This is a genomic window from Corallococcus sp. 4LFB, assembly GCF_046520365.1.
Lineage (GTDB): Bacteria > Myxococcota > Myxococcia > Myxococcales > Myxococcaceae > Corallococcus > Corallococcus caeni.
On sequence record NZ_JBKGHJ010000063.1, the window covers coordinates 1 to 24,391 of the forward strand.

Below are 24,391 nucleotides of genomic sequence, written 5' to 3' on the forward strand. Positions count from 1 at the left end.
CGGCCCGGGGCGAGGTGGAGCAGCTCACGGACGCGCCCGTGCACGGCCCGGTGCACCACTGCGTGCCGCTGGCGCGCGTGACGGGCGGCGCGGTGCGCACCTTCGAGGACCTGCGCCCGCGCTACCTGCCGCTCGCCCAGGTGCGTGACCGGCTGGTGGAGCTCTCCGAGCGCGTCGTGGGCCCCGGCGTCTTCACGGTGGTGGTGGGCGACGGCGTGCGCAGCTTCGGCGACGTCGACCAGGACCTGCTCGAGGGCATCACCGGGGACGAGGCGCTCCAGGCCGCGGTGGACCGGATGGGCGGGCAGGGCGGATCCATCTTCGTGCGCTCCGGCCGCTACAAGCTGGAGCACCCGGTGCTCCTGCGCAACCTGTCCTCCGTGCACCTCCTGGGCGACGGCGAGTCCACCGAGCTGCGCACCCAGGGCTCCGGCGGCGCCTTCTTCGTGGACCGCTGCGGCCTGGAAGGCGACGTGCGCATCGAGGACTTCAAGCTGGTGGAGGCCCCCTTCGAGGACGTGGTGATTGGCGGAGGACTCCCGCCCGCCGTCAAGGCCGTGAAAAAGAGCGTGGCCACCACGGACGGCAGGCGCTTCGTGCCGCTGGCGGAGGTGGACGACGACCGCGTGCTGGAAGAAGACGACGTGAAGCACCCGTCCGCCGAGGCCGACTTCGTGGACGTCGTCTCCGACCGCATCAAGGTCATCGCCCCCGGCCAGGGCCGCGCGGCGGGCTCCGTCGTGGCCACGCTGGTGCAGCTGCGCAAGCTGCAGCGCCTGCATCCGGGCCAGCCCTGGAGGACGTGCCGGAGGCGAAGCCGCTGCTCGACGCGCTGGCGACGCTGCCGCACGGCGTGGTGACGCTGGCGGACTCCAGCGGGGTGACGCTGCGCCGCTGCCACATCCAGGCGAACCAGGCCGGCCCGGAGGCGACGGGCGTGCTGGTGACGGGCACCTGCGCGCGCATCGTCATCGACGAGAACCGCGTGGGCGCGGCGACGGGCATCGCGGTGGCGCCCTATGCCCCGTACCTCGCGGAGCGCTTCCTCGCGTCCTTCCCGCGCGCGGCCTCTTCGTGGACTCGCTGGCCATCACCCACAACCGCCTCCAGCCGCTGGGTGACGCGACCACGGGCATCCACGTGGCGGACGGGCGGCTGGCGGGCGTGGAGGTGCGCGGCAACCGCATCCAGGGCTTCCACGTGGGCATCCTCGTGCAGGACCTGGCGGAGGGCGGACTCTCGGGGCCGGTGGACCGCGTGGTGGTGGAGGAGAACCAGATCCTCGGCTGCGCGGCCGTGGGCATCCAGGTCGCGGGCGACGGCGTGGACGTCGCGGGCAATGAGATCCGCAACGCCGCGTCGGACGGCCTGTTCCAGGTGGGCATCCAGCTGTCGGGCCGGGCGCTGCGCGTGCGCGACTGCTGGATCTCCCTGCCGGCCGTGCCCGCCGCGTCGGTGCTGGGCGTGGTGGCCGGCATCGTCGTGGGCGACGGCCTGGATGATGGCGCGTCCAACGGCCGCCCCGCGTCGGACGTGGAGGTGGTGGACAACCGCATCGAAGGCGACGGCGAGTCCACGCCGGGCGTCGGCATCCTGCTGGGCGGCCCGCACCCGGTGTTCGACGTGCGCATCCGGGGCAACGTGGTGCGCACGCTGGGGGACGCGGCCGTGCGCACCTGGGGCACGGGCGGCGCGGTGGGGCGCCTGCGCATCGAGGAGAACCGCTTCGAGCAGGTGGCGCTCGCGGACGTGCCGTCGCAGACGGACAACACCCTGGCGCTGTCCCGGTTGGACCCGGGCCTGGAGGGCACGCTGAGCGCGGACGCGCGCGCCGGCCAGCCGCTGGTGGAGGCGCTGCTCGCCAACGCACGACCCGCGTGCGCGCTCCCTGGACGCCGCCTTGCGCTGGCTGGAGCAGCTGACGCTCCGGGGCGCGGTGGTGCTCGGCGGGCGTGGACGAGGCGCAGGTGCGCGGCAACCGGCTGCTCCAGGTGGGAAGGACGCAGGCCTACGGCGCGCCCGGCCTCCCGGACGCGGAGGTGCGCGCGGCCGGCATCGCCGTCGTGTCCGGCTCCGGCATCACCGTGGAGGGCAACGAGGTGGACGGCGTGCACGCGCCGGTGACGACGACGCAGCCGCCGCCCGTGGTGGGGCCGGTGAAGCTGCCCCCCATCACCCGGGTGCTCCAGCAGCTCAGCGTCACCAGCGCCACCGTCCGCCTGGAGCGCGCCGACGTGCACGGGGCCGTGGTGGGCATGTACGCCACCGTGTTGCAGTACTCGGGCGCGAACGATGACGGACGCCAGAAGATCGGCCGGGGGCTGTACGGCCCGCTGGACACCCTGGCGCAGGAGCTGAGGGACCTCGGCACCACGCCCGACAACGTCATCGACGCGCTGGTGGGCGACGTGGCGGAGATGCGCTCCGCGCAGGGCTTCAACGACCACTCGAAGACGTCGCACGCGGTGCGCTCGTCGCTGGCGCGCGCGTGCAGCTTCACGGCTCCGGACGACGTGTCGCAGGCGGCGTGGGACACCGTGGCCCAGTTCGACCTGGCCACCGTCGCCGGCAAGGACGCCGTGCTGAAGACGGCGGACCGCCTCAAGGGCGCCTTCGACTCGCTGGTGCAGGGCCTGCCCGCCTCCGTGAAGGACGCCCTCATCGGTGCCCTGGGCCGCGTGCAGGGCGGGCCGGACGACCTGACGGCCCTGGTGACGCTGGCGGGGACGTTGAGCCAGGTGGCCCAGCTGCGCGAGGCGCAGGTGCAGCGCGCGCGGCAGCCCGTCATCGGTCAGGCGGTGGGCCCCAAGAAGACCATCATCGGCACCTTCGCCCAGGCCGCGCTGCAGCAGCTCCCGCTCCAGCCGGGCACCCGGGGCGCGAAGGCCAACGTGGACGTGCTCATGCAGCTGCGCCTGTCCAAGGAGGCGCTGTCGGATCAGCTCCAGGAGCTGCACCCCGCGCTGGCCTCGCAGGTGGAGGCGGACTACCGCGACGTGGAGCGCACCGGCGGGCAGCTCCAGCCGGTGGTGGACCGCATGCGCGCCACGCTCAAGCAGGTGCTGGACTTCACCACCGGCGTGCTGCCCCCGGCGGACGTCACGCCCGAGGACGGGGCGCGCGTCGCGGCGCAGGGGCGCACGGCCACCATCGGCCTGTACGCCACCAACCTGGACCGGCAGGCGGCGGGCCTCGTCACCGAGTCCGACGACACGGTGGAGAAGCAGCTGCGCGCCTTCGGCACCGCGGTGGGACAGCTGGGCGAGCTGGTGAGCGGCGACGCGGAGCTGTCCACGCTGTCGCTCCAGGCGCACCAGGCGGTGGTCGCCGCCATCGCCCAGCCGCAGCGCCGCCTGGAGCAGGTGGCCATCGCCCGGGGGCTGCTGGACCGCATCCGCGTGACGACGCTGGACGTGCTCCCGGTGCTGCCCCTGCCGCCTTCTCCCGTGCCGGTGAAGGCGGAGCCGCTGGAGCGCTGGGTCTCCGCCCTGGGCGCGCTGGTGCTGGCGACGCGCGGGCTCGCGGCGGGCCCGGTGCTCTCCGGTTCGCTCCAGCTCTACCTCACCCAGTACGAGCGCGTGCTGGACATCGCGGGCGTGCAGGGAAAGCTCCGCGTCATCGCGCTCAAGCGCGTGAGCGAGGCGGTCGACGCGCTCGACACCGACAGCGGCACCAGCAGCGCCGCCGCGATTCAAGCGCTGCACCTGCTGGTGGACGAGCCCGCCACCCTCGCGGCGGAGGCCGTCGCGAAGTCCAGCGCGGTGACGGCGGAGCTGCAGGCGGCCGCGGTGCTGCTGCGCGCCGTCGAGCAGGCCCTGGACCCCGCGGAGGACGACGCGTCGCGGTCGCCCGGCTCAAGGAGTACCTGCGCCAGCGCGCGGAGAAGGTCTCCGCGTCGCTCGTCGCCGTCATCACCGTCATGACGGAGCTGGAGCCCATCCTGGCCGTGCTGCGCAAGGCCCTGGAGCAGCTCGCGCGCGGCGAGGCCCCGGACCCCGGCGACGTCGGGCTCCCCGTCTTCGACACCTTCCCGTCGCCCGCGGACGGCCTCTTCGTGTCGGGCGTGCAGGGCCGCGTGCGCCTGGCGAACAACACCGTGCGCGACACCGTCACCGGCATCACCGCCCTGGGCGCTGCGGGGCACCTGTTGACGGAGGCGCCCACCGACCCGGGCTCGCTGCTGGACGTGGAGGGCAACCGGCTGGAGGGGTGCGCGGTGGCGGGCCTGCGCTTGCGGCCGGACCTGTCCGTGACGGTCGTCTCCGGCAACCACCTCTTCGCGTGCGCGGGGCTGCCCACCGCCGGCGAGCCGGGCCTGGGCCAGGCGGTCGCCACCCTCGTGGGCTCCGGCGAGCTGGTGGTGAAGGGCAACGTCTTCCTGGAGAGCGGCAACTCCCTGTCGCAGGCGCTGCTGCACGAGGTGGCCATCGACTGGCGCGGGGAGACGGTGGTGCGCGGCAACACCGTGCGCCACGCGGGCAGCGGGGGCGGCGGCGCGGGCGTGCTCATCGTCACCGACACGCTGCCCCCGGACCTGGTGGTGAAGCTGTCGCGCGTGCCCTTCCTCGCCACGGACCCCGTGCCCAAGCCCGGCACGGAGGGGCGCGCCGTCCTCGGGAAGGCCGCGACGTCCGCCGTGGCCACGCTCGCCTCGGTGCCCCGCCTGGAGGACCTGGTGCAGATGGGGTCGCTGAAGCAGCGGTTCGCCGCCGGGCCCGTGCTCAACCGCGCGCTCACGGTGACGGCGCCGGACTCCACGCCCGCCCTGCGCGCCTGCACGGCGGCCACGCGCTACCTGTCGGCCACGGCCACGCGGGTGAGGCCCGCGCTGGTGGACTTCCTCGTCAGGCCCCTCCCCCTCGTCCCGCGCCCCCTCGTGAAGGCGAAGCGGGGCGTGCAGGTGGAGGGCAACGACATCACCGCGCGGGGCCCGGCGCTGCTGCTGCTGGGCAACGGCGGCGCGGTCATCTCCGCCGCCGTGTCCGGCAACGAGCTGCGCAGCGAGGGCGGCGTGGGCGCGGTGTACCTGCGCCGCGCGGACTCCACCGTCTTCAGCGGCAACCGGTGCCAGTGCCTGGACGCGGTCAACGTCGTCGTCCTGCGCGTGGAGAAGGCCCCGGTGACGTTCACCGGCAACGTGGTGCTGGGCGCGGAGACGGTGACGCCGCCGCGCCCGGTGCTGCGCCCCCCGTGGACGCTGCCCGCCGACAAGCTGACGCTCCAGATTCCCGTGGGCGGCGGCTCCACCCTGGGCGTCCCCCTGGACCAGGAGCTGCTCCTGGGCGGCCTCCAGCGCCGCCGCGACGTGGCGAGCGACGCCTTCTCCACGCTGCTCGCGGAGCTCGTCACCCAGCCCCCGCCGCCCCAGGCCCGGGCGGAGGTGCCCACCCAGGGCGTGCTGGACCAGCCCACCGTGGAGGACGTCCGCTCGAAGCTGCCCGCGACCATGGACGTGCGGCTGGGGGCGCGGACGCTCTACGGCATCGCGATGACGAAGGACGACTCGCCCACGAGCGCGCTGAAGGACCTGGTGGACCGCGTCGCGATGCACGCGCAGCGGCCGGAGGACGTGCAGGGCCAGGTGCGCTCCGTGCTGGCCGCGGCGCAGGGCGACCCGAAGAAGGCCCTCCAGCTGGTGGACAAGAGCGTGCTCGGCATCGACTCGGCGGCGTCCACCGTGAAGGAGAGCATCCTCAACGTCTCCGTGCTGCACGAGGTGCTGGCGGACTCGTTCTACACGGGCGGCACGGCCGGCCCCAAGCCGGTGCAGGACGCGGGCGTGCAGGCCTTCCCGCTGGAGCCGCCGCCGGATCCGTACGCCCACTCCGTCATCATCCTGGGCGGCTCGCGCGTGGCGGCCGTCGGCAACGCGACCACCTCCGGCGTGCACGTCCAGGAAGCCGACGCGGTGGTGGAGCTCAACCCGTAGCGCTGGAACCCCTCTCCCGCAAGGACACCCCCATGCCCGACCCCTTCGCCCTCAGCGGCCGCGTCGCCCTCCAGCGCACCGCGCTGCCCGAAGTCACCCTCTCCGCCACGCCGGACGCGTCCGACGCGAAGGCCGCGGCGCTGGACAACCTGGCCGGCACGCGCGCGAAGCTGGACCTGGACGCGGAGGTGCTCAAGGCCCTGGAGGTGCGCATCTCCCGCCTGCCGCCCGTCCCCGCCGTGCCCGTGACGCTCCAGGACCTGGTGCGCGCCGCGCGCCGCAAGCTCGCCGCCGAGCGCCAGCGCGAGGTGGGCGTCTGGGTGGACACGCGCGTGAAGCTGGCGACGCGGCTCGTGCAGAAGCTGGAGGAGTGATGCGCAAGCTGCTCGAAGCCAGCATGGGGCAGCGCTGCTACCTCTTCACCACCCTGGGCCAGGTGTACGTGGGCCTGGTGGTGGAGCTCATCGACGACGTCGTCCACCTCACCGGGCCGGACGGCATCACACCCGTCTACATCAACCTGTCGGACGTCTCCGGCGTGCGCCAGTACGACGAGGACGACGACCTGGGGGCCGCGCGATGATTGAACAACTGCTGCAGCAGCTCATCGAACGCACGGAGAGCCGCTACTTCGGCAAGTACCGCGGCTACGTGACGAACGTGTCGGACCCCCTCAACCTGGGGCGCATCCAGTGCGTGGTGCCGCGCCTGATGGGGGACGTGGCCACCGGCTGGGCCATGCCGTGCACGCCCTACGCGGGCCCGGACCAGGGCCTCTTCGTGGTGCCGGACGTGGGCGCGGGCGTCTGGGTGGAATTCGAGGGCGGAGACCTGTCCCAGCCCATCTGGAGCGGCATGTGGTGGGGCCAGCCGGCCCTCTCCGACCTGGGCCAGCCGGACTCCACCGCGCGCGTGGCCCCGGACGTCAGTGAGGTCCCCAAGCACGACTATCCGCCCCAGTCCGCGGTGCCGGGCGTGCGGATGCTCAAGTCCGCCACGGGCCACTACATCGTCCTGGACGACCGGCCGGAGTCCGCGCGCGTGGAGATCCACGACCGGCAGGGCAACCGCCTCATCCTGTCCGCGGAGGGCCTGGACCGGCTCATCAGCAACGAGCGCACGGTGAACGAGGGCAACCGCTCGGCGGAGGTCGACGGCGACGACCGGCTGGAGGTGGCCGGCGCGCAGGACGAGACGGTGGACGGCAGCCACACCCGCGCCGTGGGCGGGGACGTGTCGCTGCACGTGACGGGGTCCCTGACGGAGAAGGTGGACGTGGCGGGCTACTCGCGCGTGGTGGGCGGCACCGGCCTGAAGGAGACGGTGGGCGGCCCGCGCGAGGACCGCATCCAGGGCAGCCACACGCGCAACGTGTCCGGCGCGTCCCAGGAGACGGCGGTGGGCGGCTTCGGCGTCACGTCCGGCGGCAACGTGAACCTCGCCGCAGGCAAGGCGGTGAAGGTCGCCGCGACGATGCCGGACCTGCCGGGCCCGTCGCTCAACGCCATCTCCATCGACGCGCTGATGGGCAACGTGTCCATCAACACGATGCTGGGCATGTGCCAGGTGGGCGGCCTCTCCGCCGTCTCGCCCATGGTGCTGGGCGACGGGCTGGCCATCCACTTCGCGATGCTGGCGCAGATCCTCAAGGCGGTGAACCCGCTGACGGTGGCCGCGTACGGGCCGCTGCTGGACGTGTGGGCCGCGATGACGCCGATGCTGGACTGGTCCTACTTCGGCTTCGTCAAGCGCTTGCCGGTGGGGTGACGCGATGAAGGAGCCCGGCTGGAGTCCGCTGGAGGCGTCCGTGCTGCGCGAGCGGCTGGAAGAGGTGAAGGCCCTGCTGCTCCAGGCGGCGGCGGTGGGCCTGGCCCAGGACGCCGAGCGGCTGGAGAAGCTGATGGAGCTGGAACAACGCACCCGGGAGGACGCGCGTGGCCGAGTTCAACGACGCCGCTATCGCTGAGCTCCACGGCGCGCTGGAGGTCTGCTGCGAGGACCTGGCGAAGGCCCTGGCGGAGGCGGAAGGCACGGACGGCACCGGGACGGACGCGGGCGCCGCGGCCGGGCCCGCGTGGCGGCCGTTGGTGCTCGCGGCGCCGCCGGGGCTGGAGCAGCTGGTGGGCATCGTCAAGCCGCCGCTGCGGATCATCATCGCGGTGCTCCAGTTCGTGAAGGCGCTGCTCCAGGCGCTGGCGGCCATCCTCCTGGGACTGCCGGATCCGTTCCGCGCGCTCATCCTCGCGGCCTACAACCTGCTCAAGGACATCATCGACGACCTGCTCAACGCGGGGGCGTACCTCTACGCGGACGCACCGGGCATCGGCCCCACGGAGACGAACCTGGCGGAGACGGGCTTCATCCCGAACCTGCCCAGGGACTTCAAGGCGGGCCTCGCGCTGGAGCGCCCGCCGGTGACGCCGGATGGCTTCACGCGCTGGGCGGGGCGGTTCACCGCGTCGTTCGATGACCCGGGGGACACCTCGCGCCCGACGGTGACGGACGGCGCGCCGGTGCAGGCGGTCTTCATCGTGATGGCGGCGCCCTCGCTGGATGCGCTCCGGCAGGCGCTGTACCTGCTGGGCAAGCTGCTCAACATCAGCGCGTTCAAGAAGGCGTTCGAGAAGTACCCCAAGGGCTCGCTGGATCCGCGCCGCAGCCGGGCGCGCGGCAGGTCGGTGAAGCCGGACTGGAAGTCCGCGCGCATGCGCGACCTGTTCCCGGACCTGGAGAAGCTGCTCATCCTCCCGGAGGCGCTCCGGTCGCTGCTCCTGTCCGTGGACAACCTGGCGGCGCTCATCAAGAGCCTCGCCGCCGCGATGCAGGACAAGGTGCAGGTGTTGATGAAGCTGGTGCAGGCGGTGCAGGCCATCATCGACCTGCTGGACGCGCTCAAGTCCGCGGGCATGTACGCGCTGCCGGTGTCCACGACGGGGGGCGTGGCGGGGCTGAAGCAGGCCTTCCTCACGGCGGCGAACCGGCCGCCGGGCGGCTACGTGGGCGGCGTCTGCCTGCTGGCGGCGGGGCCCAACCTGGCGAAGGCCGCGATGCTCTGGGAGCTGCTGGGGCTGTCCGCCGCGATGGACCTGGCGTCGGGGGAACTCACGCTCCAGGACGTGAAGAAGGCGCTGGAGGAGAGCCAGGCGGCCCAGGTGCTGGAGGCGAGCGCGGACGAGGTGAAGGACGCCTGGGGCAACCTGAAGACGCGGGCCCAGAAGCAGGCGGACAAGTTCGTGAAGGCGGTGGAGGACGCGCCCGGGGACTTCGTGAAGGCGGTGGGGCGCACGCCGGAGGAGCTGAAGGCCGCCGCCGAGCGCAGCCGCTCCACGCTGGTGGAGGTGCTGGACCAGTCGAAGGAGCACGTGGAGGAACAGAAGGACATCCTGGAGGGCATGCTCTCCACGAAGCACTCCCAGCGCAGGGGAGGGCGTTCGCTGGCGATGGGGTTTGGCGGACCGGGAGCGTCGGAGCGTCCGCCGAGCCCGCAGCCGCCCGCGGCTGACCCGTCCACGCCGCCCGCGGGCACGCCGAAGAAAGGAACCGGTCCGTGAGCGCGGTGAAGCGCCTGAGCATGGAGCTGGACGGGTGGCAGGCGGCCTGGAAGCAGCTGGAGGCCTTCCTGGACCGCGTGGACGGCGTGGCGGAGCAGGACGCGCCGCACGTGCAGACGGTGTGCGCGCTGTTGCCCGTGTTCAACGTCATCGAGCGGGCCCGCCGTCGCGCGGTCGGGACCGCGCTGGCGCCGGCCCTGGCCAGCTCGCCCCGGGGCGAAGGGCTGCCCGCGGTGTCCGTGGGTTCGCTGGTGGGGACGGAGGACCGGCTGCCGGGAGTGGAGGAGCTGGAGTTCGCGGTGGGCACCATCGGCACGGACGGCGACGGGAAGCTCACGGGGGACGCGGTGCTCGCGGGCACGGTGACGCTGTTCGCGTTCCGCGACGAGAAGCACGGCGGCGAGGTGGCGGTGCGCGTGCCCACGTATGACTTCGGACCACTGTCGGCGAGCGGCGTCGTGCCGGACGCCATCGACGCGGGCCTCTTCACCACGGACCAGCGGAAGGAGGCCGCGGAGAGCGGCATCGCGGAGCTGGGGACGTGGACGGGCCTGCGCACCGCGAGGCGGGCGAAGCTGACGACGACGTCGGAGACGGTGTCCCTGAGCAGCATGCTGGACGGGCTGTCCGTCTCGTCGCTTTCGAGCGCCTTCGACCCGGTGGCCTCGGGCGCCGCGGCCCGGCAGGGCGAGTGCCTGGCGGACCGGAGCGTGCTGCTCCAGGCGAAGGCCACGGTGGAGGAGCAGGGCGCGACGCCGGAGCTGACGGACGCGCTCCAGCGCGCGGCGGACTCGTTGCAGGCATCGGCGACGGACTACGGCGCGGTGGCCACGGCGCTCCAGCCTCCGCGCACCGTGACTGCGTCCGTGTCCGGCCTGGCGTCGCTGAAGACCACGCTGCGGAGGGCGGACTCCCCGGGCATCCCCGGACAGCTGTCCAACGAGCTGACGACGCTGGACGTCGAGGCGGGGAAGGGCATGGACGAAGCGGTGGCGGCGCGGCTGGCGTATCCGGACGGCCCGCTGCGGATGCTCCGGACGCTGGAGTGGTCGCTGCGCTTCCACTGGGTGTTCCGCCAGAGGTGGTTCGACGCGCGCAACCGGGCCGCGCTGGCGCCGCTGCTGCGGCAGGTGCTGAAGCCGTTCTGCGACAGCCTGACGCGGGTGCTCGCGGGACAGTCCACGGGGATCCCGTTGGTGGGCCCGGTGCTGCTGGTGAAGGACACGCCCACGCAGGCGACGGCGCTGTCGGTGACGCCCACGGTGGACCTGGGACTGGTGCAGGCGGGGCACGTGGCGCACGTGGGCGGCGAGCGTCCCACGCTGGCGCTGGTGCTGGGCTGGGAGGTGAAAGGGACCGAGAAGCGCCTGCGCATCGCGCCGCTGAACGTGTCCATCGCGACGGACGCGAAGCTGCCAGGGGTGGCGGGACTGGTGAGGAGCGGCTCCCCCGTGGACGGGAGCGCCGTGTCCATCTCCACGCAGGAGTTGTTGGACGGGCACTCGGTGGCGGGGCCGCAGGCGGACGGGGTGGTGCAGGAGCTCATCGCGCTGGGGGCGAAGCTGAACCTGGTGCTGGGGCAGGGAGGTGGCGCAATCGGACTGGTACCGCCGACGGTCGCCGCGCCGTATCCAGGTCAGACGTTCAAGCTGGTGCCTCCGGTGGAGGTGGGCGCGACGCGGCTGTTCCTGGACGGGATGCCTGCCGCCAGTGCGTCCGGTTCAAGCGAGCCGGTGCAGGTGGCGAGGCCGGGGGAGCTGCTGCTGGTGCGAGGCGCGGACGACGAAGGCACCTGGTGGCAGGGCGTGGCGCAGGTGGACACGGTGGACGTGCGCACGGGCGCGGCGGCCCGGGCGGACGATGAGGTGACGACGACGCCCACGCCCCTGTGCTGCGAGGACGACGAGGAGGTCGTGGTCATCACGCTGCGCGACCTGCAACTGCCGAAGGCGCTGGTGCGCGACGTGACGCTTCGGCGCGACTTCAAGGGCTTCGGCGGGCCCAGCCTCGCCACGGGCGTGATGCTGCCCATCGAGCTGGATCCCGGCACGGCGAACATCACGGTGCAGGACGGCGGCGTGACGAAGACGGTGCTGAGGGATCCGGAGCTGCGGGCCGCGACCACGGTCCTCAAGTCCTGGCTGGGAGTGCCGACATGAGCGAAGCACGAGACGACCTCTTCGCGGTGGCCGCGCTGCTCGCGGAGCTGGACCGGGTGCTCCATCCGCTGGAGCGGGGAGAGGGCGGGGACTTCAAGGTGGATCCGCCCCTGCCGCCCTCCCTGCCGACGCCGGGTGCGCAGAGGCGGGGAGGAGAGACAGGCCGCGCGGTGAAGACCGCGTCGCCCACGCAGGGCCCCAGGTCCATGGGGCTCACCGGGCCTGGAGACGTGACAGCCCCTGTGCCCAGGCCAGCTGTTCAGACCGTGGCCCCCGTCAGGACAGAATCCCTCACGCCCGTCCGCCGTCGCGTTCCCCGACCCGAAGTGGCGTCAGCAACGACGCGGGAACCCAGGCCCACGGTCGAAGCCCCAACCCGAGTCCAGGAGGAGCAGCCCCGTCTCGTGAACGCAGTCCCCGTGGTCGCCAACGCTCCAGCGCCGCACACGGAAGCCGTGGAGGCACACCCTGCCCAAGCCCTCATCCACCAGAAGGCTCGGGAGGCTCCTGCCCCGGATGTCACCCGGGACGTGCCCGTGAAGCAGGACGCTCCCGCGGTGCACTCCGATGTCGAGCCAGCGGTGGAGGCCCCCGCCCTCCGAAGGAACCGGGTGCCGCGGCCCTCCGAGGAAAGAAACACCGAACGCCCACGGATCAGCGCACGGCCCCCGGAGCTCTCCGCGCGTCGCCATCGGGTTGCCCGCGCCGTCGCGCAACCTCAACAAGAGGCCTCCCCCAGGGCGCCCGGTATGGCCCCGGTACGAATCTCGCCACGGCGAAGGCCACCCCACGCACCGGACCACTTGCCCGCACCGCGGACGCGCCAGGCCCCACCGCTCCAGGACGCGCCCGAGCCGCGACGTCACGACAGCGCCGCCCCGCCTGAAGGGACGACCGCGCGGGAGCCGGCGCCGGCCAGACGGAGTGTTCCCGTGGAACCCGCGCGCGCCCCGTCACGGAGCGCGGGGCGCCCAACACCAGGGCCGGTGCACATCGAAGTGAAGACGTTGCTTCCTCCACCGCGAGTCGAAGCCCCGCCCCGACAGGAAGCACTGGAAGAAGACCTCGCGTGGATCGAAGCACCGGCTGACGAAAGGGACACCGGTGCGCGAGCCCTCTTCGTGAACGGACGTCGCGTCACGGACAGGGATCACGACACGCTTCATCAAGCAGAACAGCGACTGCGGCGCCGGATGACCGGCCGCTCCCTGTGGAGGAGGCGAGGATGAGCGGACTTCCTCCAAGGCAGCGGCTGGGGCACCTGCTGCGCTCCCTGTCCAGGAACCTCCCAGGTCAGCTCGACGGCCTGCTGGAGAACGCGAGGTTCAAGGATGGCGCCGCCGCGCTCCAGCGGCTGGCGGACCCGGCGCACGTGGAGAAGGCCCTGTCACGCATGTCGCCCGAGGAGGCCGGGTGGCTCGCGGACCTGCTCACCGAGCGCTGGTCATGGATCGCCGACGTCCAGTTGGATCCGGAGGTAGCCATCGACGCGCCCGAGGATCTCTGGATCGGTTCGGAGCCCATCCGCCTGCCGCTGACGCTCGCGGCGGTGGGCCTGGATGAAGGGTTCGAAGCACTCTGGGAAGGCGCGGTGCTCCCGGGCCCGCCGTCCTCCAGGGCCACGCTCCTCGCGAAGCCACCTGAAGGCAAGGCACCCGAGGTCGCCCGCGTCCGGGCCCAGGTCCGCGCGAGCGTGAAGGGCCAGCGCTGCGTGCTCATCGCGCAGGCCCAGGTCGCGCTGAGGAGACCGTCGGTGGTGGTGAGCGACGACCGGCGCAGGCTGCTTGCCCAGGATCAGTCAGGACGCCCTGCCGTGGGCTGCAGCCTGGAGATCGGCGCGGAGACCCACCGCACCGGTCCCGGAGGGCTCGTGGAGCTGGAAGTCCCAGCGCCATCGGGCGTGCTGCTCAAGCTGGAAGGCATCCCCGCCGGCCGCATCCCAGGAGGCAAGCCATGAAGACGATGACGCCCCAGACGCGCAAGACGCCCGACCGCAAGCCGGCCATGAACAAGTCCATCGCGCCCTCGCAGCAACCCAAGACCGACACCCCCCGAGCCCAGCTGGGAAGCGCGGCCGCGGGCCCCACGATGAAGGCCGCGGCCGGGGGCAACTTCAAGGCGAAGAGCGCGCCCCGGGTCGCTGCCAACCCCAGCATCCGGATGCCGAAGAAGTAGCCCCTGCCGGGCGCGGCCCTGGGCAACTGGTCCGACTGTCGGACCAGTTGAGGCGCTTCGCCTCCGGAGGAGGGCCTGCCTCGCTTCCCTGACGCGAAGCGTCGGCACCAGGGGGCCCTGGAAGCATCCGCTCGGGCCGTACTTTCACGCGGGAGGGCTCAGCGAACCCTGGCGCCCCGCTGAAGGTCAGGGAGTGGCCAGCACCCACCGCACAGCCCCGACAGCCGTCGCCTCCACCTCGCGGCGTGAAGAGCACAGCGGCTGTTCCCGGCCACCGCACAGCAGGCCTCCCCCAGCCCACTGAGGAAGCGAAGCCACGAGCTTCTCCACGCCCCACGGCGAGGCACGCGAAGCCCCGTCCTCCATCATCGAATTGCCCCACGGAAACAGCCGCCCATCCGGCCCCCGAGCCGCCATCTCCCATTCGTCACCAGAGGGCAGCCGCAGCTCCACGCCTTCAATGCGAGCCAACGCCGCGCACACCTGCTCCGCTTCCACGCGCGTGCAGGGCAGGGGCTCCTCCGCGTCCCGCCCCGCCATCCCCACGGGCCCCTGCGAAGCCGCCAGCGCCCAGGTCGCCGCGGCCCGGCTCACGGGTACCCGGGCGACGAAGTACCCCGGTGACTTCACCCGCCGCAGCGTCTGCCCCGTCCCCAGCCAGTGCTCCACGGGCGGCACCCAGCGCGCCTCCAGCCCGGAGCGGCGCAGCCGGTACGTGCCCTCCCGTTCCACCAGCGCTTCCGGCAACGCCGCGGGACGCGGTCCCGGATCCACGGGCGTCGTCAGCGCATACAGGAGCAACTGGATGTCGTTGCCCACGTCCACGGGGCCGAGCAGCGCGCGCAGGAGTGGTTCCATCCGCTCACGCTTCGGTGAGCCCGCCGGAGGCGGCGGCCGGCCCGCGAGCAGCTGGGCCACCACGTTCTGCAATCCCGCGTAGAAATGCCGGTCCAGCGGAGACGCGCCCTCGCGCGTCGACGTGGGCATCCTCGCCTCACGCAGCGCCGGCAACACCGAACGGGCCTGGAGCCGCGCTGCCGCGAGCACCGCCGTCACCCGCACCTCCGCGTCCTCGTCCACCAGCGCGGAGTTCAGCACCGCGTCGATGTCCGGGTTCGACGCCGCGTAATCGTGGATGAGCCAGCGCAGCACCTGCCGCCGCTGCTCCTCACCTGGCAGGTGCGCGAACAGCACCGAGCGGTCCGGATGCGCCTCCTCCTCCGCCTTCAGCCGCTGGAACGCTTCCTCCGTCCCATCCGGCACCAGCGAGGCCAGCACGCGCTCCGCGGTCCGCGACACGCTGAACTCCGGGTGGAACCGCAGCGCCGCCACGCGGTCCATCGACGCGCGCTCGCGCAGCGCCTCCGTCGCCAGCAACCCCAGCAGCACCTCCCGCGTCTCCGACGACGTCAGCAGCGCCGCCAGCGCCGGAGCCTCCAGCACCGGCACCGCCTTGCGCACGGTGGCCCATTGCCCCACCGCGTCACGGCCGGAGAACTCCAGCACCCGCAGCCGGAGCACCGGGTTGAACGTGTAGTGCAGCGACGTGTCCGTCCCGCGGTGCACGTACACCGCGAGCTCCGGCTCACCGGGGATGAGCGGGGGCGTCTGGCTCTCGGACTGGAGGAACCAGCCCAGCGCGGACAGCACCCGGTCCATCGCCTCGAACGAAACCTCCGGCCGGGCAACGAGTGCAGGGGAGCGCATCACGCAGGCTTCACTTGCGCATGAAGGGCTTCACCCACCCGCGCCACCGGCCGCCTCTCCACGCCCGCGAAGTACGCGCGTGCCGCCCAGACCAGGTCGCTCCACGAGGCCCGATTCGCCGCCTTGTTCCTGGGAAACCCCTCCACGTAGGAGTTCCACGCGGGCCGCACGTCCGCGGTGGCCGCCCCGTGCTTCAGCGCCGTCGCCAGGTAGCGCACGAAGCCCTGGACGTTGAAGCCGAACTCTTCTCCGGGCGTGAACGTCGCCGGAAGCTTCCCGCCGCCCACCAGCTTCGCCGCCAGGTCCGGCTCCCCCAGCGCCAGCGCCACCAGTCCGCAGCGGTACAACAACAGGTCGTCATGCTTCTTCTGCGTCTTCGCGATGGCCTCCAGCCACGCCTTCGCGGCCGAAGCCTCCACCCGGCCCTCCACGGCCCCGCACACCTCCGCGGCGTTCACGAAGGACAGCACCTGGAGGGCGACACGCGGCGGTTCCAGCGTGTCGAACAGCCGCCCGGCCTCTTGGAGCGCTGGTTCGCACAGGGGCACCAGCGGCCTGGCCGCGACGCGCGCCTCGCTGGCCCCCGCCAGCACGATGAGCGACGCCAGCACATCCGCCAGCGTCCGCAGGTGCGGGATGGGCGAGTTCGGCTTCGCCAATGCCAGCTCGGTGAAGTCCTCCATGAATCCCCGGGCATGGGTGACCTCTCCCCACTCGGAGGAGAAGAGTCCCGCCCAATTGCTCGGAGCGCTTTTCGAGGACTCGGCCATGTCGTCCCGCCTTACCGGTGCTTGCGCTGCTGGAAGAGGGCCATGTGGCGGTTCCACAGGGCGCGGTGTGCATCTTTGACGGGCGCTGCGGCCTGCTGCAATCGCTCGAAGAGGCCCCCGTCCCCAGCCTCCTTGCGCAGCTTCGCGACGAACTTCGTCTCCGTCTTCAGCTCCGCGTCCTTGCCACGCTGGAGCCGCGCCAGGTTGCCCTCCTCCCAGGCGTCCAGGTCGAGTTCCCGCGCCAGCGTCAGCAGCGTGTCCACCTCCGCCTCCGTGCGGGTAAAGCGCTCCAGGAACCGCGCCACGGTCCCGTAGGTCTTCTTCTCCTCTGGTGCGCCGGCCTCGGTGAGCAGCAGGCTCTTGGCCACGCCCACGTCCAGCTTCGGGATGCTCCGCAAGGGGGCATCACAGAAGGGGCAGGCGGACGGCTCCTGGAGCAGGGTTCTCCGCCCGCCCTCCAGCTCCACCCGGTTGTGGACGGTGAAGGTGGAGCCGCACACGAAGCAGGTGACGGTTGTCGATGGAGCGACGCGCATGTCGGAACCTCATCATGGAGGAGGCCAGCGGGGCGGCAAGAGATCGATGACGCGGCGGCCGAAGCTCTCCGCGTCCGTTTCAATGGGCTGCCGGAAGTACCGGGGGTCCGCCGGTCCGTAGTAGTGGCCGCCGGAGCCGGGCAGGTTGCGCCACCACCGGCGAGAGAACGGATGCGACTGCCGGCCCAGCGAGTACTGGTAGGCCTGATACGCCTGATAGTAGTGGCGCGACTCGTGGATGGCGGTGCCCACCGCGTCGCCCACGTCCAGGTTCTCGTTGATGACGATGACGCCCCGCCGGTTCAGGGGCGAAAGCCGCCCCTGGGGCGTCATGTGGAAGTTCCACTCCATCCAGCCGTAGTCCCCCGCGGCCAGGTTCTGGAACTGGACCCGGGGACGGCGGGATTTCGGGATGCCCAGCGCGTCCATGGCCGCGCCCACCGACTTCTTGAGCGCCTGCTGCCGGTCGCGCAGCGACAGCGTGCTGAACGTCGCGGGATCCAGCTCCGGGATGGCCTCCAGCCCCTTCTGGAGGTCGCGCATCTGCGCCAGCTCGAAGGGCTTGAACCGGCGGTTGCGCCAGCTGCGCGAGAGGGTGATGTCGAAGTCCCCCCAGCCCAGCACGTTGCCGGTGGGGCCAATCGTGCGCACGCGCTTCGCGGCCTCGAACGGTTCGACGATCCGGGCGATCTCTCCCGGCTTCACGTTCGGGTCCAGGCTGTGGATGAGACCCTTCAGCTGGTTCGGATCGATGTTGTACTGCGCCAGCAGGCCCGGCTTGCGCTTCGTGCCCTCCAGCAACTTCTCCAGCCGCTTCAGCTCCTTCATCGTGGGCGCGACGCGCCCCTTGTGCAGGGCGGCCATGAAGCCCGTCATCAGGGCTTCAATCTCCGTGCGGGCGGCCTCGGTCGTGGGGATGACGTCGCGGACCAGGGACAGCTTGCGCCAGACATTCGCGATGCGCTCGATGCGGCCCACCACCTCCTGGCCGGGCGGGGGCAGGGGCGTCATCGGCCCCAAGCGCACCTCGATGGAGAGCTGCCACTCGTCGATGGCCTTGCCCAGCGCCTTCAGGTGCTTGCGCTCCAGGCCGTGCTCAGCCGCCCAGGCCAGGTCGTTCAGCTGCTCGCGCAGCTCGTCCAGGTTCTTGCGGAGGTTCTTGCCCACGGCGGTGAACTTCTCGAGCCTCGGTGCGTGCTCGCCGCCCTTGACCTCGATGAAGTGCAGCCTCGCGCTCTCCGGGTTCGCGGCATCGTCGAACTCGACGATGATCTCATCGATGCCGCTGCCCTGCTCGGCGCCCTTGGGCTTGAAGTCCAGCCGGCGGAACTTCTTCGTCTTGCCCAGCTGGTCGCCCAGCAGTGCCTCCGTGAACTTCTGGGACTGCACCCGTTCCAGCGCGTCGGCGGCCTGCCGGGTGTCGGTGCCGCGTACCTCCCAGCGGTTGCCGGGGCGCTTGGACAGGACGAGCTGGCGTTGACTCGTCTCACCGGTGGCGCGCGTGACCTCTACCAGCTTGTAGTAGCGGAGTTCCGAGGTCTTGGGATCGAGTTCCTGCCACGCGGGGCCGATCTGCGCCACGCTGTCACCCGAGGCCAGCTTCAGAGTGGTGCGGCCCTTGTCTGCCTCCGTGAAGACCTTGCGCTCCCCGGTCGGGATGAAGGAGTCATTCTCCCGGGGGCCTGACTTGGAGAACGGACCGATTTCTGGGTGGGCGGCCTCATGCGCCGTATTGGGCCATGCATCGCCGGCCCGGCCCGTCTCCCGGAGGACCGGCTCCGTGTCCGTCACGGCGGGCGCTGGCGCCTGCCGCTTGCCGCCCGCGCGCTTGCGGGCCGCGGTCTTCGCCGTCGCCTTCGGGGGCTTCTTGGTGAACAGGCGCGGCGGTTCATTCAGGTACTGCGGCTTCGAGCGCACGCCCTGGCCGAACTCCGCCAGCTCCACGGGCGTGAACCCGTCCACCTCCTTCATCCGCTGGCGCAGGTTCTTCAGCGTCTGCTCGCCCTGCTCGATGCGGCGGGCCGTCTCCGCGGGGTCCATGGACACACCGCGCTTGCCCTCCAGCGACGCCAGCAGCGACTCCTGCGCGTCGATCTCCAGGCGCAGCTTCTTGCGGTAGAGCTCGAGCTGCTTCTCGACGGGCAGCCGGTCCCAGTGGCGCAGCGCCGTCTCGTCCAGCGACCGGACCAGCTCGCGCGTCGCCTTGTCGTGGCGCTGGAGCAGGTGGAGGCCCTCCTCGCCCAGGTCGGACAGGTCCGCGCCCGCCTTGAGGACGAGGGTGGGCTTGCCACGCCGGAACATCGTGACGGCCTGCCCCGTCTTGCTGCCGGTGAGCGCCTGGAAGTCCGCCTCGGAGACCAGCTCGATGGGCGTGTTCGCGAAGGCCTTGCGCTGCGCGGGCGGGATGTGCTCCAGCAGCTCCTTGCGCATCGCGCGCTGGAGCTGCTTCTTGTCGAAGTCGCCGGACATCTGCTTGAGCAGGCTGTCGTCGAACTCGCGCAGGAACTCCTTCATGTTCCCGGCGGGGTTCTCCGCCTTCCACTTCTTGAAGAGCGTCACGCGCTCCTTGGGCGTGCCCCGGAAGTGCAGCAGGTCGCCGGTGCGCGGCGGTACGTGGGGCTTGGAGATGCCGCCCAGCGCGCCCATGCCGGCGGACAGCACCGCGCCCGGGGCCGCCTGCAGCGCGGTGCCCGCCAGCACGTTGAGGAGCGCGTTGCCGCCCTTGTAGTTCTCGTCGTTGAGGACGTTGCCCAGGAAGGCGGACGGCACGGACTGCACCACGCCCTCGGCGCCCTGCGCCAGGCCGTGCGCCGTCACCCGCGCCAGCATCCCGCCTTCCTCCGCCATGCGCGCCAGGAACCCCAGCTTGAGCAGCTTGGAGCCCATGCCCGCGGTGGCCGCGGAGACGAGCGCGTCCACGGCGCCCACGCCCGCGTCGGTGGCCGCCTCCTCCCAGCCGTAGGCGGCGCCCTTCATGGCGGCCTTCGTCGCCATCATCATGGCGGCCGTCGCCAGCGCCGTGCCCACCAGCACCGTGGAGCTGGCCATGAACGCGCCGAACGCCGCCCAGAACCCCACGCCCGCCGGCGGGAAGAAGATGCTGACGATGACGCCGATGGCGACCACCACCGCCATCACCACCGCCCCGAGGATGTTCACGAGCCGGTCGGTGACGAAGTCCACCTGCTCGCGGTGCATCTTCACCGACTCGTCGGCGTGCTCCGCCTGCACCGTCACGCGCTCGGCCTTCTTCTCCCAGTCGTCCTGCCACGCGCGCAGTCCGTCGGCGGTGTAGTTCGCGTCCCCGGGCTTGGGGCGCATCCGCTCGTGCCGCTCCAGGGCCGCCACCTCGGCGTCCAGCGCGGCCGCCTGGTCCACCACCAGCTGGTACTCGGAGGACGCCATGCCGTTGGTGGAGCGCGCCTCGAAGTGCACGCGGCGCCAGGCGCGGTCCGCCTTCTCCTGGGGCGTGACGGGCTCGCCGTAGTCCACCAGGTCCAGGATGTCGAACTCCTCGCGCCCGCTCAGGTCCTCGTCCAGCCGGTCCCGGAAGCGCTGGTAGGGCGTGCGCGTGTCGCCGGGGTCGGGCGGGTTGTTCTTCGCCCACTCCTCCGCGATGGCCTGGATCTCCGCCTTCGTCTTGCCGGCCAGGACCTCCTTGAGCGCGTCCTCGTCCGTGCCTGCGCCCTGCACGGCGTACTGAACGACCTCCGCGTCGGTGAGGTAGCCCTTCTCCAGGAGCGCGGCGACGGCCTCCCGGTCCGCGCCGGACGTGTCCATCAGGACGGCCTGCTCGAACGTGGCCTGCAGGTGGGTGCCCTCCACGTAGGCGGCGTCGTACTCGGCGGCCAGCGCCTTCATGTTCGCCGGGGCGTTGGCCTGGGCCTGGGCCTTCGCCTGGACGTCCACCTCCTTGCGCTCCTTCGCGATGCGGGCCTGGACCTTCTCCGGACTCCACTTGTCCAGGAACTCCACCTCGCTGATGCGGCCCTTCCTGCGGTCCTCCTCCGTGAGCGGGCCCTCGCTGGCGGGCTTGACCCTCGCCTCGTCCAGCCCGCGCTCGATGTCCAGCCGCTCCTGGATGTCCAGGTAGCCGTCGCGGCGCGCGTCGGCGATCTGCCGCTTGCCCTCCGCGGACATCGCGTCGCGGATGACCTTGTCGTCCGCGTAGAAGATGCTGGTGTGCTCGATGTGGATGCGCGCCGCATCCACCTGGAGCCCCTTGTCGTCGCGCAGGCCCTCGATGAGCTTGAGCTCGTCGCCCTGCATCTCGTCGTGGAACGCGGCGCTGAGCGCGCTCTCCCCGGCGGTGCGCTCGGGCCAGTCCTTGCCGTATTGCTTCTCGTACGACGCATCAATGGCCTGGTTGCGCTTGAGCAGCTCCGCGCGGAACGTCTTGGAGTCCCAGCCGTACTGCCGCGCGTCGGCCTCCGTCTCCTGGCGGATGCGGTCGTAGACGCCCTCCATGGCCTTGCGGTCGGTGCCCAGGCCGAAGAACCAGCCGCCGCGCATGGCGCGGTCCATCTCGATGGCGCGCGCGTCCTCGGTGCGGCCCTCCACCAGGGCGTGCATCTCGTCCACGTCGTGCGTCTTGAGCGCGCCGCTGCGCAGCTCGTCGTCCATCTGCGCGACGAGGTCCTTGCCGTACTTCTGCTTGTAGGCCTTCTTGATGGCTTCAATCTGCTCCGGCGTCTTGCCGCGCAGCAGGGTGAGGATGGCGGCCTCGTCCGTTCCCAGGCCCGTGCCCAGGAAGGTGCCCTCCATGGCGTCGTTCAGCTCCACGGCGGCGGCCTTGGCCGCGTTGCCGGAGAGCAGCGCCTCGGCCTTGTCCGCGTCGTGCGTGGTGGTGCTGAAGAAGTCGTCCAGCTCGCTCTTGAGCCGCGCGCGCAGGTTCTCGCCGTGCTCCTTCTCGTAGAGGACCTCGATGTAGTGGCCCTGTAGCGGGTTCAAGTTGGCGAGCGCGTCGAAGATCTTCTTCTCGTCCGTGCCCCACTGGTCCACGCCCTCCCAGACCTTGAGGCTGATGTTGCGGGCGCGGTTGCTGAAGAGGGGCTCCTGCTGGTCGACGACGGTCTTCAGGCGCTCCAGGTCGGTGGAGGCGAGCAGTTCCTTCTCCAGCGCCTCCAGCAGCGGCTTCTTTCGCTGGCCGATGATGCGCACGGCCAGGCCCTCCGCCAGCGCCTGCACGGGGTCCTTGCCGCCCTTGCCGTAGTAGGAGAGCAGGATGGCCTTCTGCTCCTCGCTGAGGGCGTTATTGCCCTTGATGGCCTCCTCATCCAGCTCCTCGCCCTGGCGCAGGCGCACCTCCGCGAGGAACAGCATGTTCTGGTCCAGCGACGCCTTGTTCTCCTGCGCCCGCGCGGCCTCCCACGCGCGGCTCTCGTCGTGGGCGGCGTCCAGCCAGTCGAGGATCCACCCGAGCAGCCGGTCCCAGAAGCCGCGCTCGTAGCCGATCTGCTTCGCGTGCCAGTCGCGGATGACCTCCTTGGCCTCCTTGCCCGCGTCGCGCAGCTCCTGCTGGTAGCGCTCCACGCTCTGGTCGATGTCGCGCTTCGCCTGGGTGACGACGGCGCCAATCTCCTTGCGGCGGTCGTCCAGCCACTTCTTCGTGGGGCGGTAGGCCTCCGTGGCGGCCTTGAGCTTCACCGGATCATCGCCGGCGTCCTTCTTGAGCTGCCACTCGTCCTGGAGGGCGGCCAGCTCGTAGGCGCGCATCTGGTCGGTCGCGGCCTTCGCGAAGGCCTCCTTGAAGCGCTTGCCGTTCTGGTCGTACCGGACGACCCAGTTGCTCACCTTGGTGTCGACGGCGGAGATGAGGGCGTCGCGCTTGCGGCGGGCCTCCGTCAGGTCGACGCCGCCCTTGATGGCCGCGGCCTTCGCCTCGGACTGCGCGTCGATGGAGGCGCGCAGGCGCGACAGGGAGTCGGCGAACGTCTTGCCGCTCTCCGTCAGGCTCGTCTTCGCGTCCTCATGGGCCTTGCTGAGCGTGTCGGTGGTGGCGGCGTGCGAGTCCACCAGCTCCTTGCGGCGGGCCTCCACCTTCGCGTCCAGGTCCTCCTTCTTGAGCTGCGCGGCGTCCGCGACGCGCTGGAGCTCCGCGGCGAAGATGGGGCGCTCGGCGGTGACGAGCGCCGTGCCCCAGGACGCGTCCAGGCCGCCCGGGACATACGCCTCGCGGGCCTTCTGGACGGAGGCGTCCGCGTACTTGTCCGGGGCGGCGAGCAGCCGCGCCAGCACGTCGCCAATGTCCACGCGCGCGAAGTCGGGGACGTTGATGGGCGCGGGCGCGGCCTGTTCGAGGACGGTGAGGCCCTTCGCGGGCTCCTTGGGCTGGGCCTTCTCCTTCTTCTGCTTGTCGGCCGCGGCGGTGATCTTCTTCTGGAGGCGCGTCCAGTCCTTGAGCTTCTCCGGATCGGTGGGCTTCGGGCCGCCGGGCTTGTAGACGATGTCGCCGAGCGGGCCCTTGATGAGCATGTGCCCGCCGTCGTCACGCATGAGCTGCGAGCCAATCTCCGGCACGTGGCCCAGCGGGCTCTTCTGCAGGTCCGGCAGCTTCGCGTTGCGGACCTCCAGCTTCCGCTCGCACTTCGCGTCCACCAGCGAGGAGGCCTTCCCGGTGGGGTCGTCCGGGATGGCGGGCAGGTCCTTCGGCTGCTGCGCCGGGGTGATGGCCTTCTTGCCCTCGTCCTCCAGCTGCTTGAGGCGCGCGGCGCGGACCGCGTTGGGGTCCACGGCGGCCTGGGTGATCTTGAACGTGTAGCGGGGCGCGGGAGGAAGCTGGGGCTCCGGCACCTTCGCCGTGGTGCCGGCGATGCGGCCCTTCCATGCGGCGACGGGATCCGCGCCCTCGCTCGTCGCCGGAGCGGCGGGGATGGGCGCTGCCGCGACAGGCGCCTCCGCCGTGGGAGCGGGAGGCGGGGCGGGCAGCGGGGCAGGGGGCTCCACCGTGACGGCACCCGTCGGATCCGGCGCGGTCTCCAGGCCCTGCTGGATGCCCTGGACGCCCTGCGCGTGGGCCTCGGCCAGCTGCTTCCGCGAGTCCATCGCGGCCGGAGCCACGGGGGCCGCGGGCGTGGGACGCTCCTCCGGACGGCCCGTGTCGACCGTGGCATCCGTCTGGATGGGGGGAGGCTTCGCGACGGCTCCGGGCCCCGTGCCACCGGAGGCCGGGCGGATGACGATGCGGACGTCGCCCCGCGCCGACAGCGCGGAGACCACCGTGTCGATGCGCGCGGCCTCGTCCATGCCGCCGGGGCCGTTCCCGCGGGGAGGGCGGCGGGCTCGGGCGTTGGATCCGGCGTGGCGGCTTCACCGCCCGCGCTGGGGGCATCAATGGTGGTCCCTGGCGGGGGAGCGCCGATGGGCGACGTGCTGCCCCCCAGGCCCGCCGCTTCGACGGTTCCATCGAGTCCATCGAGTGCCACCGGGCCTCCGGTGGGCGCGCCGATCTCCAGCGGCGTGGGGCTCGCGGAGGGCGTGAGGTCGGAGGCGCGGGCCTCGGCCAGCCGCGCGGCCAGGTCTCCGAGCTGATCCGCGGAGCCCGGGGCAGCACGGCCCTGCGCGC

15 protein-coding genes are annotated in these 24,391 nt (G+C 71.9%); 11 read left to right on the forward strand and 4 right to left on the reverse strand.

Annotated elements, in window-relative coordinates; genetic code table 11:
- The 11 genes from ACLEQD_RS09780 to ACLEQD_RS09830 form a co-directional block, all read left to right on the forward strand.
- The coding region (locus ACLEQD_RS09780) for a hypothetical protein (RefSeq protein ID WP_410383238.1) at window positions 1-860 on the forward strand (860 nt) is incomplete at its 5' end.
- Window positions 861-1,952: 1,092 nt separating this feature from the next.
- A complete protein-coding gene (locus ACLEQD_RS09785; protein WP_410383239.1) occupies window positions 1,953-3,923 on the forward strand; it encodes a hypothetical protein in 1,971 nt (656 codons plus the stop codon).
- A complete protein-coding gene (locus ACLEQD_RS09790; protein ID WP_410383240.1) occupies window positions 3,920-5,929 on the forward strand; it encodes a hypothetical protein in 2,010 nt (669 codons plus the stop codon). The genes ACLEQD_RS09785 and ACLEQD_RS09790 overlap by 4 nt, the downstream gene beginning before the upstream one ends.
- A gap of 32 nt (window positions 5,930-5,961) precedes the next feature.
- Entirely contained in the window at window positions 5,962-6,303 is a 342-nt protein-coding gene (locus tag ACLEQD_RS09795; RefSeq protein ID WP_410383241.1) for a hypothetical protein, read from the forward strand.
- Window positions 6,303-6,512: a hypothetical protein gene (locus tag ACLEQD_RS09800; RefSeq protein ID WP_171416179.1), complete on the forward strand. Its 210-nt coding sequence runs from the start codon at window positions 6,303-6,305 to the stop codon at window positions 6,510-6,512. The genes ACLEQD_RS09795 and ACLEQD_RS09800 overlap by 1 nt, the downstream gene beginning before the upstream one ends.
- The gene (locus tag ACLEQD_RS09805) at window positions 6,509-7,696 is read left to right on the forward strand and encodes a phage baseplate assembly protein V (RefSeq protein ID WP_410383242.1); all 1,188 of its coding nucleotides are present in this window, start codon (window positions 6,509-6,511) and stop codon (window positions 7,694-7,696) included. The genes ACLEQD_RS09800 and ACLEQD_RS09805 overlap by 4 nt, the downstream gene beginning before the upstream one ends.
- A 4-nt stretch (window positions 7,697-7,700) precedes the next feature.
- Entirely contained in the window at window positions 7,701-7,895 is a 195-nt protein-coding gene (locus ACLEQD_RS09810) for a hypothetical protein (RefSeq protein ID WP_410383243.1), read from the forward strand.
- On the forward strand, window positions 7,864-9,480 hold the full coding sequence (locus tag ACLEQD_RS09815; protein ID WP_410383244.1) for a hypothetical protein: 1,617 nt from the start codon (window positions 7,864-7,866) through the stop codon (window positions 9,478-9,480). Before ACLEQD_RS09810 ends, ACLEQD_RS09815 begins: the two co-directional genes overlap by 32 nt.
- Window positions 9,477-11,639 (forward strand): hypothetical protein, encoded by a 2,163-nt coding sequence (locus ACLEQD_RS09820; RefSeq protein ID WP_410383245.1) that lies wholly within the window; start codon window positions 9,477-9,479, stop codon window positions 11,637-11,639. Before ACLEQD_RS09815 ends, ACLEQD_RS09820 begins: the two co-directional genes overlap by 4 nt.
- 1,225 nt (window positions 11,640-12,864) lie before the next feature.
- A complete protein-coding gene (locus ACLEQD_RS09825; protein WP_410383246.1) occupies window positions 12,865-13,596 on the forward strand; it encodes a hypothetical protein in 732 nt (243 codons plus the stop codon).
- Window positions 13,593-13,814 (forward strand): hypothetical protein, encoded by a 222-nt coding sequence (locus tag ACLEQD_RS09830; RefSeq protein WP_171420255.1) that lies wholly within the window; start codon window positions 13,593-13,595, stop codon window positions 13,812-13,814. Before ACLEQD_RS09825 ends, ACLEQD_RS09830 begins: the two co-directional genes overlap by 4 nt.
- 186 nt (window positions 13,815-14,000) lie before the next feature.
- Here ACLEQD_RS09830 and ACLEQD_RS09835 read toward each other — a convergent pair whose 3' ends face one another.
- The 4 genes from ACLEQD_RS09835 to ACLEQD_RS09850 form a co-directional block, all read right to left on the reverse strand.
- Window positions 14,001-15,521, reverse strand: coding sequence for an SUMF1/EgtB/PvdO family nonheme iron enzyme (locus tag ACLEQD_RS09835; protein ID WP_410383247.1), 1,521 nt, complete (start codon window positions 15,519-15,521; stop codon window positions 14,001-14,003).
- Complete coding sequence (locus ACLEQD_RS09840) at window positions 15,521-16,204, reverse strand: hypothetical protein (protein ID WP_410383248.1); 684 nt, start codon at window positions 16,202-16,204, stop codon at window positions 15,521-15,523. The genes ACLEQD_RS09835 and ACLEQD_RS09840 overlap by 1 nt, the downstream gene beginning before the upstream one ends.
- A gap of 98 nt (window positions 16,205-16,302) precedes the next feature.
- On the reverse strand, window positions 16,303-16,827 hold the full coding sequence (locus tag ACLEQD_RS09845) for a hypothetical protein (protein ID WP_410383249.1): 525 nt from the start codon (window positions 16,825-16,827) through the stop codon (window positions 16,303-16,305).
- A 12-nt stretch (window positions 16,828-16,839) separates the two neighbouring features.
- Window positions 16,840-24,072, reverse strand: coding sequence for a hypothetical protein (locus ACLEQD_RS09850; protein WP_410383250.1), 7,233 nt, complete (start codon window positions 24,070-24,072; stop codon window positions 16,840-16,842).
- Between the last annotated feature and the right edge of the window lie 319 nt (window positions 24,073-24,391).